Here is a 15527-nt window from a genome sequence, read left to right on the forward strand (position 1 = left end):
GTTAACTGGAAGTGGAATAGTATGCCGCACGCCCCGCAACAAGATGCCTCACTCGATACCTGGCTGGATTACCTGCTGGCGCTTCACCCTACCGAGATAGACATGGGCCTGGCCCGGGTCCTCAAGGTGGCGAGCCTGATGGGCCTGACTCATCTGGGGCGCGCCAAGGTGGTTACCGTGGCGGGGACCAATGGTAAAGGCACCACCTGTGCCATGGTGGAGCAGATCCTCAGGCTGTCCGGGCTCAGGGTCGGGGTCTACAGCTCGCCACACATGCTCAAATACAACGAGCGGATCCGCATCGAGGGTGAAGATGCCAGTGACGGTGACCTTATCGAGGCATTCGAGGCCATAGAGCGGCATAGGGGCGATACTTCACTCACCTTTTTCGAATATGCCACCCTGGCCGGACTCTATCTGTTCAAGGCCGCGGATCTGGATGCGGTGATCCTGGAGGTGGGCCTGGGTGGACGCCTGGATGCCACCAATATCATAGATGCGGATATCTCTGTGGTGACTGCGGTGGACTTGGATCATCAGTTGTTTCTGGGCGACACCCGCGAGGCCGTTGGTCGGGAGAAGGCCGGGATCTTCCGCCGGCAGCGCCCGGCCGTGATAGGCGAGCCGGACCTGCCGGCCAGTGTCGATGAGACCGCCATTGCCCTGGGGGCCATTCCCTATCGGGTCGGACGTGAGTTCAGCTATCAGCCCCATGGCCACAGCTGGGACTTCAATGGCCGCGTCTTTCGCCTCACGGACATTCCCTTACCTGCATTGCCCTTGCCCAACGCGGCCACGGCCATTGCGGTGATCGAGATGGGCTGGCCGGAGCTGGCGCCGGCGGTGATACACGAAGGCATAGCCACTGCCAGACTCGCGGGCCGCCTCGAGCGGGTCAGCGAGCAACCTCTGATCATGCTCGATGTCGCCCATAATCCCCATGCGGCCCGCTACCTGGCCAAGCGCTTGTATCCCATCAAGGCCGCGCTCGAGGGCGGGGGGCGGTTATTTGCCCTGTGCGGCATGCTCAAGGACAAAGACATAGCCAGGGTACTGCCCGAGCTGCTGGAGTTGGTGGATGCCTGGTATCTGGTGAGCCTGTCGGGCGAGCGCGGTGCCAGTGCGCAGCAGTTGCATAGCGCCTTGCCTGCGGCCTGTGAGGCCCATGAATTCGACGACCTGGCGGCCGCCTGGGAGGCACTGAACACGCAAATTACTGCAGATGATGTGGTAATTGTGTTTGGCTCCTTTTACACTGTGGCAGGATTTAAATCTTTATTGGACGGGAAGTAGCTTTTGTCGACTCAGTTTCATAATCGCCTTGTGGGCACCGTCGTCTTGGTGGCCTTGGGGGTAATCTTCTTACCCGATATCCTCGATGGCAAGAAGGCGCAGCAGGAAGAGCAATTTTCGGAAATTCCATTGCGTCCGACCCTGGCCGAACAGACCTCGGATGATGCACTGTTCGAAGCCTTGTCTGTGGTGTCGGCCTCCGGGGATGAGGCGGTGACAGACCCCATGCCGGCAGAGGCGCAGACCGACGGCCCTGCCGCGGCAGCCAGGGAAAAACCGCCCGAGCAGCAACAGCCCAAGACTCAAGCCAAGACCCAGCCCAAAGCTCAGCTCAAGACCCAGGCCAAGACAGCACTCACCGCCGGCTGGACCCTGCAGCTCGGCAGTTTCAAGAATGCCGCCAATGTGAATGCCTTGGTGAATCAATTACGTAAAGCCGGATTTACAGCCTACACCTTGCCACATAAACCTGTCGATGGCGCCTTGACCAAAGTATTTGTCGGTCCGGATGTCTCTGAAGCGAAAGTGAAAAAGGTGCAGCAGGCCGTCGAGAAGCTCACTCAGCTCAAGGGACGCGTCGTGCCCTATAACCCACAGGAAACCTGAACGCGAACCTCGCCCCCGGACTGACCACAATTTATTTACCTCTGTGGGGGTGAGAAATGGGTCAGTCTCTGGTAGAATCGCGCCGTCTTAACGCCTATGCCGGATCACCATCTCAATGGTTTGGATTGATTACGCTATCATACTCGTCATCGGATTATCGACTGTTATCAGTCTAGTCCGTGGTTTTGCCAAAGAAGCCATGTCGCTCGTGGTCTGGTTCGTTGCCTTTTTCGTCGCCAGCCAATTCTACCAAGATCTCGCCGTTCATCTGACCCAGATGCAGGATGAAATGCTCCGCAATGGCGTCGCAATTGCTATTCTTTTTATTATTACCCTGATCTTGGGTGCCTTAGTCAATTACTTGCTCGGCCAACTCGTGGCCAAGACCGGATTATCCGGCACCGACAGGCTCTTGGGCCTGTGTTTCGGTGCCATCAGGGGCGCCTTGATCGTCAGCGCCCTCTTGTTTTTCATGGATGCCTTTACCGGCGCGCCTAACGCCAGATGGTGGCAGGACTCGGTATTGGTGCCCGAATTTGGCGTTGTGATCCAGTGGTTCTTCGACTACCTGGAAAACACCTCCAGCTTTGTACCCAAAATATAAGAAAGACAACAGATTTACCCCAAACGCTTGGGATCCAGAGCCGCTATAACCCAGGACCAATGGCGTCGCCGCAATAACATTGGACCCGGGTCATACAGGCTTATCTGGGTTTCGCGTGAGACGGGTAATAGAACATCTTACAATGAGGAAGCTTACCCATGTGTGGTATCGTCGGAATAGTTGGCCAATCATCGGTTAATCAGACCATCTATGATGCATTGACCGTGCTGCAGCACAGAGGTCAGGATGCGGCAGGCATAGTGACTGTTGATCGTGATGCTTTCAGATTACGTAAAGCCAATGGCTTGGTGAAAGACGTATTTGAAACCAAGCATATGCAGCGCCTGCAGGGAAACGCCGGCATAGGCCATGTGCGTTATCCTACCGCTGGCAGCTCCAGTGCCTCGGAAGCTCAACCTTTCTATGTCAACTCGCCTTTCGGTATTTCTCTGGCGCATAATGGCAACCTGACCAATACCCTGGAATTGACGGCCCGTTTGGTGCAGCAACGTCGCCATGTGAACACCACCTCTGACTCTGAAGTGCTGCTCAATCTGTTGGCCGATGAACTGCAGCAGACCACGAGCCAGCAGTTGAGCGCCGATGAAGTGTTCGATGCCGTTGCCCGGGTACATGCCCAGACCCGTGGTGCCTACGCCGTGGTGGCGATGATCATCAATCAGGGGTTGGTGGCGTTTCGCGATCCTTTCGGTATCCGTCCTCTGGTGCTGGGCAAACATGAGACTGCGACTGGCACCGAATACATGGTCGCCTCCGAGAGTGTGGCATTGGACGCCGTCGGCTTCGAAGTCATGCGTGACGTGGCCCCGGGTGAAGCGGTTTATCTGTCGCTCGATGGCGAGCTCTATACCCGCCAGTGTGCCGTGGCTCCCAGCTATGCGCCTTGTATCTTCGAGTTCGTCTACTTTGCCCGTCCGGATTCCAGCATAGATAACATTTCTGTGTATGCCAGTCGCGTCAACATGGGCGCCAAGCTCGGCGAGAAGATCAAGAAGGAATGGTACGATCACGATATCGACGTAGTGATCCCCATCCCCGAGACCTCCTGCGATATTGCGCTGGAGATCGCCCGCTGCATGGACTTGCCTTACCGTCAGGGGTTCGTCAAGAACCGCTACATAGGCCGTACCTTCATCATGCCTGGGCAACAGGAACGCAAGAAGTCGGTACGCCGCAAGCTCAACGCCATCAATACCGAGTTTAAGGGCAAGAACGTGTTGCTGGTGGATGACTCCATAGTACGGGGCACCACCTCGGAGCAGATCATCGAAATGGCCCGCGAAGCCGGCGCCAAGAAGGTGTATTTCGCCTCGGCGGCCCCAGAGATACGTTTCCCGAATGTCTATGGCATAGATATGCCGACCTCGAACGAGTTGATCGCCCATGGGCGCGATGTGGATGAAATCGCCAAGTTGATCGGCGCCGACGGGATGATCTTCCAGGACCTGAGCGACCTGATCGAAGCCGTGCGGATGGAAAACCCGGACATCAAGCGCTTCGAAACCTCTGTCTTCGACGGTAACTACATCACCAACGATGTAGATCAGGCCTACCTGGATCACCTGACCCAGCTGCGCAACGACGATGCCAAGGCGAACCGTAACAAGGACATAGGCACCAACCTGGAGCTGCATAACGTCTGCCATCCATGATGGCCCCTCGGGTAAACCTGTCCTAGCCCTAAAGCCAGCTGCCTATGCAGCTGGCTTTTTTGTTGGGTGTTGATGGCAGATATGGCTTGCCCGGGGCCCTGGGCTTAGGTTCTCGGAGCCTGGGTTCACGGAGTCTGAGCAGGGCCAACAAGCCAGGGTGAATGGCATTTGACTAATGAGGTTGAGGGCGAATACTTTAAGGGTGACTCGCGGGTGTCATTCCCGGCACCATTAGATTCGGAGGCAGATATGGGTATCATCTCATGGATAGTGTTAGGGCTCATCGCCGGCATTTTGGCCAAATGGATCATGCCGGGCAAGGATGGCGGTGGATTTATCATGACCACCTTGCTTGGAATAGTAGGTGCGATAGTCGGCGGCTGGGTCAGCGCCTTGCTCGGCTTGGGCAGCATGGGCGGACTCACCCTGGGTGGCATACTGATGGCAACCCTGGGCGCACTGCTGGTGTTATTCGTCTATAACAGCGTCAGAAAATAACCTTTGTCTCGCCTGTTGGCGGCACGGGCACAAAATCTGTTAGACATGTCTGCTCAATATGGCCGCCAAACATGCTGTCTGAACCTGGCTGTTAGATACGGCCAGGATACGAGCCGGTAGCTGCTGTTGCCGCGGCCGTTGACAGCAGAGTTGCAGCCCGGGCCGCTTTAGGCTAAATTGCACTGTAATTATATCCAGTATATTGTTGCCATGATCCTCTATATCGCCGAAAAACCCAGCCTTGGCCGTGCCATTGCCGATGCCTTGCCCAAGCCCCACAAGAAGGGCGAGGGCTTCATCCAGGCGGCGAACGGCGATTGCGTCTCCTGGTGTATAGGTCATTTGCTGGAGCAGGCCGAGCCCGCCGCCTATGATCCTGAGTTCAAGTCCTGGAAATTCGAGCATCTGCCGATAGTGCCGGCCAAGTGGCAGTTGACAGCCAAGGCCAACACCCGCAGTCAGCTCAATGTGCTGAAGAAACTGGTCAAGCAGGCATCGAGCCTGGTCAACGCCGGCGATCCCGACAGGGAGGGTCAGTTGTTGGTGGACGAGGTGATAGCCTATCTCGGGGTCACGGGCGACAAGCTGCACCAGACCAAGAGGCTGTTGATCAGCGATCTCAACCCCCAGGCGGTCAAGCGCGCCCTGGGGCAACTGAGATCCAACCGTGAGTTCATTCCGCTGTCGACGTCGGCCCTGGCCCGCAGCCGTGCCGATTGGCTCTACGGCATGAATATGACCCGGGCCTATACCTTGCAGGGCAAGAAGGTGGGTTACCAGGGGGTGCTGTCGGTCGGCCGGGTACAGACGCCGCTGCTGGGGCTGGTGGTGCGCCGCGACGAGGACATAGCCGCTTTTCAGTCCAAGCCCTTCTATCAGGTGTTGGCGCATCTGAACACAGAAGCCGGCGCCACCTTCAGTGCCCGTTGGCATCCGAGCGAGGCCTGCTTGCCTTACATGGATGAAGAGGGGCGGGTGCTGTCCCTTGGCTTGGCGCAGAATGTGGTGCAGCGGATCACCGACAAGCCGGCCTTGGTGACGGAGTGGGAGACGAAAAAACGCCGCCAGCCGCCGCCCTTGCCCTACAGCCTGTCGGCGTTGCAGATAGATGCCGCCAAGCGCTTCGGCATGAGTGCCCAGACGGTGCTGGATACCTGTCAGAGCCTGTATGAGCGCCACAAGCTGATAACCTATCCCAGATCCGACAGCCGGCACTTGCCGCTGGAGCAGCATGCCTTGGCGCCACGGGTGCTCGAGGCCATAGGTGGCGGTGCCGGCGAACTGCTCGAGGGGATGATGGCACCGGACCCCGGGCTCAAGTCCAAGGCATGGGATGACAAGAAGGTCGAGGCTCACCACGCCATCATTCCCACGGAGAAGCGCGCCAACCTGAGCGCCTTGACCCAGGCCGAGCGCCAGTTATACCTGCATATCGCCCGTCAGTATCTGGCGCAGTTCTATCCTGCCTATCAATATGACGAGACCCGGGTCGAAGTCGGCATAGAAGGCGGGCGTTTCTGCGCCAAGGCGCGGCGGGATACCCATCTGGGCTGGAAGCAGCTGTACGCCCGCCAGCAACAGGAAGACCGGGATAAGGAGGTCATGGATAAGGAAGCCATGGACAAGGAAGATGACTTCGGCGGCCAGTTGCCGCCACTGGTCGTTGGGCAGGCGCTGCATTGCCTGCGTGGCGAGTTGCTGGAGAAACAGACTCAGGCCCCCAAGCATTTTACCGATGCGACCCTGCTTTCGGCCATGACGGGCATTAATCGTTATGTGACGGATCCCAAGATCCGCAGCATTCTCAAGGAGACGGACGGCCTGGGCACGGAGGCGACCCGTGCCGGCATCATAGAGTTGTTGTTCAGACGCGGTTTCCTATGCCGTCAGGGCAAGTCGATTCTGGCGACCGAGGTGGGCAAGGGTCTTATCAACAGTTTGCCCGAGAGTGCGACCCGCCCGGACATGACGGCGCTGTGGGAGAGCAGCCTGAACGCCATCAGCCGCAAAGAAACCCGGTATCAGGCCTTCATGCAGCCCCTGGTCGAGTCACTGACCGGCTTGATCGCCCAGGCCGGGGCACAGTTGCCGACGGCGCTGGCAGGCCTGAGCTCTGGGAAAGGGTTTGGGAAGGCTTCCGGGAAGGGGGCCGGCAGAGGCTTTTCCAAGGGGAAAGCCAGGGGGACCGGCAGAGCCAAGGCCAGAGGCCCGGCTAAATCCGGCGGTGTAGCTGCCGGCAAGACAGCAACGCCCGCGTCGAAGCGGGCGTCCAGGGGCTGATGTTAGCCGCTCTTGTCCAAGATTAGCCTCATCTGAGCCTGGCGCCGCGGTTGAGGGCGATGAGCCTGTCGAGGATCTGCTCACCGTCCATGCGAATGCCGTTGTGTTCATACTCTGAGGTGAGCCAGTACTTCAGATTTCCCACCTGGGCCGCGGTTTCCAGGCTGTATCGCATCTCGACAAACATGTCTTCGCTGTAGATGGCCGCCGCCACAGGCACCCGGTTCTGTTTGAGTTGCCCGGCATCATAGAGTGCCGGCCAGTCGTCCTTGGCGGCCAGCAACTCGGCGGCCGCTTGTAGCGGTTTCAAGTTGTTGAACTGCTCGAACATCCAGGGGTAGATCATCTCACCCGTGAACAGGAAAGGCTCACCGCTCAGGTAGTTAAACTCAGGGTACTGCTGCCGAACCCTGTGGGCCGCCCAGCCGGAGGCCGCTTGCTGGCAATAGATGGACTCGTGCAGCAGGGCGAACAGGGGGTTGGTGTTGTAGTCCAGCATGCCCGAGAATTGGGCCGCAAACAGCGGGTTGAGCCTGGTGCCATTCTGGGTCTCTATCAGCGCCTGCTCCAGCAGGTAATAGACAGACTCGCCGCCTTGCTCCATGCCTATATTGATCCCCAAGAGTTGCAGCATTTCCACCGTTAGACGCTCACCCGTGGCCAGCAGTACTTCATTGTCTTGCAGATAAGTCACCAACTTGGCTATCAGCTCCCCGGCATCGGGAAAACGCGCGAAGAAGTCTCTATTCTTCGCCAGCACTCGCAGGTAGGTCGCTCGATACACTTCCTCGGCACTGCGGCTCAAGGAAGGAATGCCACCTGTGATATAGGCCTCGAGCAGGCCTTCGGGGGCGGCGCTCAGGTAGCGCAGCACGCAGAAGCCGCCGAAGCTCTGTCCCAGAATGCTCCAGGGGCTGCCTGGGCTGAGTTGGGCGCGGATCGCTTCGGCATCCCTGACTATGTTGTCGGCGCGGAAGTGGCTCAGGTACTCTGCCTGCCCGGCGGCATCCAGGTGCTGCAGGCTGAGGTAGTTGATTGGCGTCGACAGGCCGGTGCCGCGTTGATCCAGCAGCAACACCTTGTACTCCTTGAGGGCGCGCTTTATCCAGCCGCCGTTGGCCGCAGGTCGCATGGCGCCGAAGCCTGGGCCACCCTGGAAAAACACCAGATAAGGCAGTTGCTTAGCGACATTTTCCGGCAGCGTGAGTTCTCTGGCGAATACCAGGATCTGTTCGCCGTCCGCTTGGCTATAGTCAAGAGGTAAGCTGAAGTTATGCTTGCGCGCCAGCACGCCGGCGAGGGTGATCAGCTGTGTTGCTTGGGTGGTTTCGGATTGCATCTTGTGGCCTTGGTTGGTTTCGGCTCGGCTTAGCTGAGATTAAGCGCCAGGGAATATGGGCTGATTGTATACAAATGTCTAGATGTCGCAAGTCTGTTGCCCTTCCTCCGATGCAGCGAATGCCTGTGGGCCGGGCCCAGAGGCTTAGAGCTTAGCGCCTTAGAGCTTAGAACCTTAAGGGGCTTAGTGGACGGACATGTCTCATCGACATGGCGACCTATGATGCCGGCATGGCCCATTGATACTGGGACGAGTTTTGATATTTTCTCTCCCAGGTGCCACTTCGGCGCCAATGCCGAGCTGTTGACCCTGAATGGCGATCGCGGTGCCAAGGCTCTGCTGGAGCAACATCATAAATCCGGCGAGCGGCTCCTGATGCCTCTGCCCCAGGCGGCGATAGACATGATCTCCAGTCGTGGCTGGCGTAACTGGGCCGAGTCATGTCTGGCGGTGGCGAATACGCCATAAACTAAGCCTGTGAAACCAAGAATATAGCGGGAGTCCATCAAGCATTAGCGGAATTGAAAGACACCTGGGGTGTCTTTTTTTTGGTTTTTTTACTACAAAAATGCTTGCGTGCCCGGCCATAAACGGGCATTAATGCGAAAAACTGCGATGGGATTCGGATCTCCATCGCCATTTAGATGTAATTTAACCAACAATAATGCGAATGGCGCCGACATGGGCGGGGGAGAGTATGGAAAATCGTTGCCAAGTGGCAATTTCGGCCGGGGTGCTTGCCGCACTCTGGTGTGGTATCGCCGATGTATTTCAGCTGGTGAGCTGGATAGGTTTCCTGGGCTGCAGCACCTTCTTCGCCCAGGGGCATGCCGGCTTCAAGGGCGTCGTCATGACTTGGTGTACCAATTTATCCGGAGTGTTCTGGGCCTGGTTGATTATCGCCGGCGGCAGTTTCTTCGTCTCACCTCTGGCCGGCTACCTTCTAACCGGCATAGCGACAGCGGCAATGTGCCTGCAGGCGAGCTACAGCAGGTTGGCCTTCATTCCTGGGGCCTTCATCGGCTGTTGCGCGACTTTCGCCATGGGCGGCGATCTCGCCAACACGTTACCCGCATTGATCTGCGGTGGCCTACTTGGCTACTGCATGAGCCTATTAACTGCACAATTAATCAGCCTCAAGCCGAAAACAGCGGAAGCTTAGGGATGAAGTGTGCCAGAATAAGCCATTAACGCCCCGTGTTTCACATTGGGTGGATTTTTGACTGAGGATGACACTAATGAAGGCAATCCAGTTTCGCGCCATCGATGGCATGTTGATTAAGTTGAGTCTCAACGGCAAATTTTGGATGCTTTGCAGCCTGGTTGCCGTGATTACCGCGGCTGTCGCCTGGACGAATTTGCAACAGGCGCAGACCTTGATCCATGCTCAGTCCGAGTCCAGGCTGCAGGCCGGCGTGGATACCCTGGCCGATGTGGCCAGTGCCCAGGGCCTGAGCGGTGATGCACTCAGGGAGTTTGGCCTCAGCCATGACGCCCGCCTGAGCGGCCGCGATGAACACAGCAGACAGGGTGACAGGCTCACAGTCAGCGCCGCCGTCGGCGGTGAATACTTGCAATTATCCCGGGACGTGAGTGCCTGGGAGCGTGATGCCAGCAGCAATGCCCAACTCATGCTGTGGCTGGCGCTGGCGGGTTTGTTGCCGCTATTCCAGCTGAGTTATTGGATTTCGACTTCCCTGGGTGGGGGCTTGTGGGACATGTACGTCGCCATCAAGCGTCTGGCGGAGGGGGATCTGACTCAGAGGTTAAACTTCTTCGGCACCGACGACTTCAGCCTGATCGCCCGCGAGATAGACAGCTGTGCCGATAACATGAGCGACATGGTGTCGGCCATCAGGAGCAATGCTCAGACACTGGCGAGCGCCTCGGATGAATTCAGTCAACAGGCCAAGGTCAGCGATGAGTTGATAAGCTATCAGCACCAGTACCTGGATTCGGTTGCCGGCGCCATGGAACAGATGAGCTCGGCCATCGAAGAAGTGTCACGCAATGCCGGTGATACTTCCTTGCTGACCAAAGACAATGCGGCGCAAGTCTCCGCCAGCCAAGGGCGGATCAGTGACACTGTGGCCAGCATAGGCCTGCTGTCAGGCACCATAGGCACTGCCTTTACCTCGGTCGAGCAGTTGTCCAAAGATACCACCCAGATAGATGCTGTCGTCACCACGATCAACGCCATTTCAGAACAAACCAACCTGTTGGCGCTGAATGCCGCCATCGAAGCCGCCAGGGCCGGAGAACAGGGGCGGGGTTTCGCCGTGGTGGCCGATGAGGTCAGGACCTTGGCCGGGCGTACCCAGAAAGCCACGGTCGAGATCAAGGCGATGATCGAAGGTCTGCAGGCGGGAACCCGGACCCTGTCGGGGTTGACCGAGGATATAGTCACCCAGTCTGAGCAGGGGCGCAGCGCCATAGAGGCTGTCGGGGAAGATGTCGAAGCCATGTCACGTTCGGTCACTGCCGTGTTTGACATGAGCAGCCAGATCGCGGCGGCGGCAGAGCAGCAGAGTGTGTCATCGCGGGATATGAGTGCCCAGCTCAATGAGGTTCGGCAGCAGTCTGATACCATCAAGCAAACGGCGCTGCGTTCGGTGCAATTGGCGGACAATCTGCACAGTGCCTCGCTGGACCTGAACACCATACTGAAGCAGTACCGCACTCAATAAGCCAAGTGTGGGTATAACGTGAGATAGGAAGAGCAGGCCGGGTGCCCATACGGGACACACGGCCTACTTGAGTGCTAGAAGCTTATGCTCCAGTTGTTGAGAGTGCCGCTGTCAAGATTGGCACTGTCTACCACTTTGAGTTGCCAGTTACCCTGAACGTCATCGCCGCTGAGGCTGACGGTATAGGTCTGATCTATGTTGTCGCTGCTGCCACCACTGTTGTTATGCAGCACATAGCTTTGACCCGTAGGGCTCATGAGCGTGACCTTGAGATCGCCGATATAGGTATGAGTGATGCTCACATGGACGCTTGCCTGAGCCGAAGTGGCACTCAGAGTCACGTCTATCGGGCTGACCACGCCTGAGGTATTGTTGTCGGGGATGCTGTAGCTTTGATTGTTTTCGAAGCTGCTGCCACCGCCAGTGCCGTCCGTGTAGCTGGCAACCAGAGTCACACCCGCATAGCTCGAATACCCATCCAGCATTATGTAGTAGCGGGTCGCCTGAGGACTGGCCACGGCACAAGACTCGCTGTTGCCATTCTTGTAGGGACGGCAATCATAGTTGGTCTTGCTGACCTGGCTGCCGGCCTTCAGGTAGAGATCCGCATCGCCGCTGCCGCCGCTCATCTGCACATTCAGATTGCTGGCATTGGCAGGTACGTCGATATAGTACTGGCCCTGAGATCCCGAAGCGCCGCTGAGATTGGTCGCGGCAACCCCATTTAGCAGCTCGACCGCTCCTACCGGTGGGATCACGTCACAGCTGGCATTGACCCCAACCTGAGTGAAGGCATCTATTACGTCCTGGCTGGCGTAGCCCGCATCATCCGCGGCTTTCTTGACGCCACAGGCGGCATTGTCGAAGTCGCTGGTGCTGGTCCAGTACAATTGGTTCGCCCTCAACATGACCTCGAACGCCTTGCGCGTATCCCAGCCGCTGGTATGAGCCAACAGGTAGTAAGCCTTGTTGAATACCCCGCTGGAATGGTGCACGTCTATGCCGCTGTAATAATCGTCGGCATGGCCTATGGAACTGCCATCCAGGGTAGGATCGGCGAAGTAACGCAGCGAGCCGTTGCCTTTGAAAATCTGGGCACCGACCAGCCAGTCATTCTGGCCCTGCATGAAGAACTCGGCCGCTTCACCCGCCATGTCGGAGAAGGCCTCGTTGATACCGCCGGATTGACCCGAGTATTCCAGCCCTGAATTCTGCTCGGTGAAACCATGACTGACCTCATGGGCAGATACATCCAGGCTTACCAGAGGATAGAAGGTGTTCTGGCCGTCACCGAAGGTCATGGCCGAACCGTCCCAGAAGGCGTTTTCATAGTTGCTGGAATAGTGAACCCTCATGGTCAGCTGGAAAGTCAGGGGCGCTGTGCCATACCATTGGTCATACATGTTGAACACCACACCGCCGAAGAAGTGGGCGTCGTTCAATGGGGCATAGGCGCCGTTGATCTGTTTGACCGTGTTGCGCGGACAAGTGTAGCTGAACGCGGTCGAGCCGGAAGTGCCGCCGTTCAGGTTGACCGTCTTCACATTGGTGTTGTTCATGGTACAAGTGCTGCCGGACTGAGCCACATCCAGATTACCGAAGTCGGTGCCGTACTCGTACTGACCCGTCTTCTGGTTGCCGCCGGGGCCTGTGCCCACCAGGGCGTGATTCAACCCGTCCCATTGCTTGACTATTTCTCCCGTGTTGGCATCTATGATCCCGAAGGGACGACGCGGTTGTTCGCCGGCTTCGAAGTAAGAGACCTGATACACCAGCCTGGCTTGGTCGTTGTCACCCAGGTAGATATACAGCTGGCTCTGGACATTTTCCAGCTTGTCGGTCTTGATGCCGTGACCCGCGAGTCTTTGCAGTGCTTGTTTGGCCGACAGTTTGGCGGCCACTGAACTCAGATCTTGCTCCAGCTGAGTCAGCACCTGACCACTGCTGGCCTGCATCAGGCCAAAGCTGTTGGCTTCGGCGACCAGGCTACTGCCATAAACGGGCACGCCTTGGTACATTTGACGGAAACGGGCTTTTTCCTTGCCGCTGCGGGTCTTGACCCTGCGGACTTCTTCCATCCTGTGGTCGTTGCCCAGATTCAGTTGTTGGGAGAGGGATTGCTGCATCACGGACGAGGCCGTGCTTGGGTTACTGCTGAGGCGAGCCACATCTTGCCATTGGGCGGCGCTGACGTTAGCCGTGAATCCGATGGCGAGTGCCAGCGGTGCAATCTTGAATAAAGTTTTCATAAAATTCCTTTTATTTCAATCATTAATCACTTAGTGTTTGGCTCTGAGCCCGACTGCCAATTGATTGATACATCCACCATCCTGAGCAGAGCGTGTTAATTGTTAGCATGATGTGACTCTTGTGTAAATAAATGTAACCATCGTAAATAGTAATTATTTAGTTTTCGGTACGAAATATTGTATAAAAAATGAGCTGAAAGTAACTTATTGTTAATAATCGGGAAGCTGTGAATTATAACCGAGTGGCAAGTTTACACTTTGTAATGATTTGTTTACGTTCGGTTTCAAAAAAAGTATCCGGCTGCCATGGCTTGGGAATGGGGGCGGGATTGAGACTGGCATGGAGGAATGACCCAAAAAAATGTGCGAACAACAGGAGTAACGAATCTGGGTACAGCTGATGGGTAAAGAAAGTGGGTAAAGTCGGTGGGTAAAGCACGCCAGCCAGGACACCCAGTAGCAACCAGGTGTCCTGTGGAGGATCAGGCTAGCTGAAGGTGCTCCAGATAGGGGCATGATCCGAGGGCTTTTCCAGGCCCCTGAGTTCATAATCCACCTCGGCCTCGACCAGACGGGCCGCCAGCGACGGGGTCGCCAGGATCACGTCTATGCGCAGGCCGCGGTTATCATCGAAGCCCTTGCTGCGATAATCGAACCAGGAATAGCGTTCGCTGCGGTCAGGATGCAGCTGGCGGAAGGTGTCGATCAGGCCCCAGGCCTGCAAGGTCTTGAGCCACTCACGTTCCTCGGGTTGGAAGCTGCATTTGCCTGTCTTCAACCAGCGTTTGGCGTTGGCTTCGCCTATGCCTATGTCCAGATCTATGGGGGAGATGTTGATATCGCCTATGATGGCAATGTCTTCCTCGTTGCTGTGGTGGGCTTCGAGGTAGCGCATCAAGTCCTGATAAAATTGACGCTTTGCCGGGAACTTGGTCTCATGGCTGATATTCTCCCCCTGGGGGAAATAGCCGTTGATCACCGTCAGCGGCCGGCCGTTGTCTTGGGCAAAGGTGGCCATGATGATACGTCGCTGGGCATCTTCGTCATCGGTCGGAAAGCCCTTCTGCAGTGCGATAGGTTCGTTCTTGGAGAGCATGGCGACTCCATAGTGGGCCTTGCCGCCATGGTAATGTACCTTGTAACCCATGGCCTGGACTTCTTCCAGCGGGAAGGACTCGTCATGCACCTTGGTTTCCTGCAGGCCTATGATGTCTGGGTGATGGGCATGGATCAGCGCTTGCAATTGGGGTAGGCGTGCCCGCAGGCCATTGATGTTGAATGAGACTATTTTCATCAGGGCAATACTCGCTTGAAAGGTTTAACCAGCACACTCAGATACACACCGGCGGCGACATAAGGATCGGCATCGGCCCAGGCTTGGGCGTCTTCGAGCGACTCGAATTCGGCGACCACCAGGGAGCCGCTGAAACCGGCTTCACCCGGGTTCTCGCAGTCGATGACGGGATGAGGCCCGGCCAGCAACAAGCGGCCTTCATCGGCCAATTCCTGCAGGCGTGCCAGATGCGCCGGACGTGCGCCCATACGCTTTTCAAGGCTGTTTTCAATATCCTGAGACGAAATCATATACCACATTATTTGAGTTCCTTACGTTGTTCTTCCGAGGTATGCCTGAATAAATACACCACAGTGATCACTGTATTGAGCAGGGTCAATGCCGTGAGACCGAAGACCTTGAAGTTGACCCAGGTTTCCTGCGCCAGACTGAAGGCAACATAGAGGTTGACCAGGCCACAGCTGATGAAGAAACCGACCCAATACCAGGTCACCCTGGCCCAAATGGCGTCGGCCACCTTGAGTTCCTGACCCAGCATGCCTTTGAGGATGGGTTTGCCCAGCAATTGACTCACCCCCAGGGCGATGGCAAACAGGGCGTACACTAGGGTGACTTTCCATTTGATGAAGGTGTCATCGTGGAAGACCAAGGTCAAACTGCCGAACACTGCGACCATGGCGAAGGTGATCAGGTGCATCTTCTCGAGTTTCTTGTAGATGAGATAAGTGGCCAGGAGTTGCAATGCAGTGGCACCAATCAGGGCGCCGCTGGCGACATAAATGTCGAACATTTTATAGACGGCAAAGAAGATGACCAAGGGCAGGAAGTCGAGCAATTGTTTCATAAATCACTTAGGTAAAAGAGACATTTGCCCGAGTGTAACATGCCCTGATTGAGGCGCCAAAGCCTGCGCTTGCCCAGGGCGAAGCCGAGCCGCCGAACTGACAGGCGTGAGGTTGGTGTGAGACTGGGTAGACAGAAATGAAACAGCATAGGCTGGCGCC

The 15527-nt window shown here is 56.8% G+C and carries 14 protein-coding genes; 9 read left to right on the forward strand and 5 right to left on the reverse strand.

All coding sequences use genetic code 11. The features are described 5' to 3' along the window. The first annotated feature begins 21 nt into the window (after positions 1-21). The 6 genes from folC (at position 22) to HC757_RS12935 (ending at position 6954) form a co-directional block, all read left to right on the forward strand. The gene (gene folC / locus HC757_RS12910; protein WP_169564792.1) at positions 22-1293 is read left to right on the forward strand and encodes a bifunctional tetrahydrofolate synthase/dihydrofolate synthase; all 1272 of its coding nucleotides are present in this window, start codon (positions 22-24) and stop codon (positions 1291-1293) included. 3 nt (positions 1294-1296) lie between these two features. Continuing rightward, positions 1297-1899, forward strand: a complete 603-nt coding sequence (locus tag HC757_RS12915; protein WP_169564793.1) for an SPOR domain-containing protein — start codon at positions 1297-1299, stop codon at positions 1897-1899. Between the two features lie 115 nt (positions 1900-2014). After that, a complete protein-coding gene (locus HC757_RS12920; protein ID WP_169564794.1) occupies positions 2015-2503 on the forward strand; it encodes a CvpA family protein in 489 nt (162 codons plus the stop codon). A 158-nt stretch (positions 2504-2661) separates the two neighbouring features. Beyond that, positions 2662-4176 (forward strand): amidophosphoribosyltransferase, encoded by a 1515-nt coding sequence (gene purF / locus HC757_RS12925; protein ID WP_169564795.1) that lies wholly within the window; start codon positions 2662-2664, stop codon positions 4174-4176. A 249-nt stretch (positions 4177-4425) separates the two neighbouring features. Continuing rightward, positions 4426-4674 (forward strand): GlsB/YeaQ/YmgE family stress response membrane protein, encoded by a 249-nt coding sequence (locus HC757_RS12930; protein WP_169564796.1) that lies wholly within the window; start codon positions 4426-4428, stop codon positions 4672-4674. A gap of 210 nt (positions 4675-4884) precedes the next feature. Then, positions 4885-6954: a DNA topoisomerase III gene (locus HC757_RS12935; protein ID WP_169564864.1), complete on the forward strand. Its 2070-nt coding sequence runs from the start codon at positions 4885-4887 to the stop codon at positions 6952-6954. A 28-nt stretch (positions 6955-6982) separates the two neighbouring features. Here the strand turns inward: HC757_RS12935 and HC757_RS12940 are convergent, their stop codons facing one another. Further along, on the reverse strand, positions 6983-8293 hold the full coding sequence (locus HC757_RS12940) for an alpha/beta fold hydrolase (protein WP_169564797.1): 1311 nt from the start codon (positions 8291-8293) through the stop codon (positions 6983-6985). A gap of 219 nt (positions 8294-8512) precedes the next feature. Here HC757_RS12940 and HC757_RS12945 point away from each other — a divergent pair, with 219 nt between their 5' ends. The 3 genes from HC757_RS12945 to HC757_RS12955 all read left to right on the forward strand — a co-directional run bounded on the left by HC757_RS12945 (position 8513) and on the right by HC757_RS12955 (position 10980). Further along, positions 8513-8761, forward strand: a complete 249-nt coding sequence (locus tag HC757_RS12945; protein ID WP_169564798.1) for a glycosyltransferase family protein — start codon at positions 8513-8515, stop codon at positions 8759-8761. 229 nt (positions 8762-8990) lie between these two features. Beyond that, positions 8991-9455 (forward strand): DUF1097 domain-containing protein, encoded by a 465-nt coding sequence (locus HC757_RS12950; protein WP_169564799.1) that lies wholly within the window; start codon positions 8991-8993, stop codon positions 9453-9455. Between the two features lie 76 nt (positions 9456-9531). Next, positions 9532-10980: a methyl-accepting chemotaxis protein gene (locus HC757_RS12955; protein ID WP_169564800.1), complete on the forward strand. Its 1449-nt coding sequence runs from the start codon at positions 9532-9534 to the stop codon at positions 10978-10980. Positions 10981-11054: 74 nt separating this feature from the next. Here the strand turns inward: HC757_RS12955 and HC757_RS12960 are convergent, their stop codons facing one another. From HC757_RS12960 to HC757_RS12975, 4 genes are all read right to left on the reverse strand, one after another. Then, positions 11055-13229 (reverse strand): M4 family metallopeptidase, encoded by a 2175-nt coding sequence (locus tag HC757_RS12960; protein WP_169564801.1) that lies wholly within the window; start codon positions 13227-13229, stop codon positions 11055-11057. 487 nt (positions 13230-13716) lie between these two features. After that, positions 13717-14523 (reverse strand): exodeoxyribonuclease III, encoded by an 807-nt coding sequence (gene xthA / locus HC757_RS12965; RefSeq protein ID WP_169564802.1) that lies wholly within the window; start codon positions 14521-14523, stop codon positions 13717-13719. Beyond that, complete coding sequence (locus HC757_RS12970) at positions 14523-14822, reverse strand: YciI family protein (RefSeq protein WP_169564803.1); 300 nt, start codon at positions 14820-14822, stop codon at positions 14523-14525. Before HC757_RS12970 ends, xthA begins: the two co-directional genes overlap by 1 nt. Then, entirely contained in the window at positions 14822-15367 is a 546-nt protein-coding gene (locus tag HC757_RS12975; RefSeq protein ID WP_169564804.1) for a septation protein A, read from the reverse strand. The genes HC757_RS12970 and HC757_RS12975 overlap by 1 nt, the downstream gene beginning before the upstream one ends. Between the last annotated feature and the right edge of the window lie 160 nt (positions 15368-15527).

The organism is Shewanella salipaludis (genome assembly GCF_012911865.1).
GTDB lineage: Bacteria > Pseudomonadota > Gammaproteobacteria > Enterobacterales > Shewanellaceae > Shewanella > Shewanella salipaludis.

Bases quoted from the DNA above. Each gene is read 5' to 3' on its own strand.
- folC (WP_169564792.1), top strand. From the start codon at position 22: ATGCCGCACGCCCCGCAACAAGATGCCTCACTCGATACCTGGCTGGAT.
- HC757_RS12920 (WP_169564794.1), top strand. From the start codon at position 2,015: ATGGTTTGGATTGATTACGCTATCATACTCGTCATCGGATTATCGACT.
- purF (WP_169564795.1), top strand. From the start codon at position 2,662: ATGTGTGGTATCGTCGGAATAGTTGGCCAATCATCGGTTAATCAGACC.
- HC757_RS12930 (WP_169564796.1), top strand. From the start codon at position 4,426: ATGGGTATCATCTCATGGATAGTGTTAGGGCTCATCGCCGGCATTTTG.
- HC757_RS12935 (WP_169564864.1), top strand. From the start codon at position 4,885: ATGATCCTCTATATCGCCGAAAAACCCAGCCTTGGCCGTGCCATTGCC.
- HC757_RS12940 (WP_169564797.1), bottom strand. From the start codon at position 8,293: ATGCAATCCGAAACCACCCAAGCAACACAGCTGATCACCCTCGCCGGC.
- HC757_RS12945 (WP_169564798.1), top strand. From the start codon at position 8,513: ATGATGCCGGCATGGCCCATTGATACTGGGACGAGTTTTGATATTTTC.
- HC757_RS12950 (WP_169564799.1), top strand. From the start codon at position 8,991: ATGGAAAATCGTTGCCAAGTGGCAATTTCGGCCGGGGTGCTTGCCGCA.
- HC757_RS12955 (WP_169564800.1), top strand. From the start codon at position 9,532: ATGAAGGCAATCCAGTTTCGCGCCATCGATGGCATGTTGATTAAGTTG.
- HC757_RS12960 (WP_169564801.1), bottom strand. From the start codon at position 13,229: ATGAAAACTTTATTCAAGATTGCACCGCTGGCACTCGCCATCGGATTC.
- xthA (WP_169564802.1), bottom strand. From the start codon at position 14,523: ATGAAAATAGTCTCATTCAACATCAATGGCCTGCGGGCACGCCTACCC.
- HC757_RS12970 (WP_169564803.1), bottom strand. From the start codon at position 14,822: ATGTGGTATATGATTTCGTCTCAGGATATTGAAAACAGCCTTGAAAAG.
- HC757_RS12975 (WP_169564804.1), bottom strand. From the start codon at position 15,367: ATGAAACAATTGCTCGACTTCCTGCCCTTGGTCATCTTCTTTGCCGTC.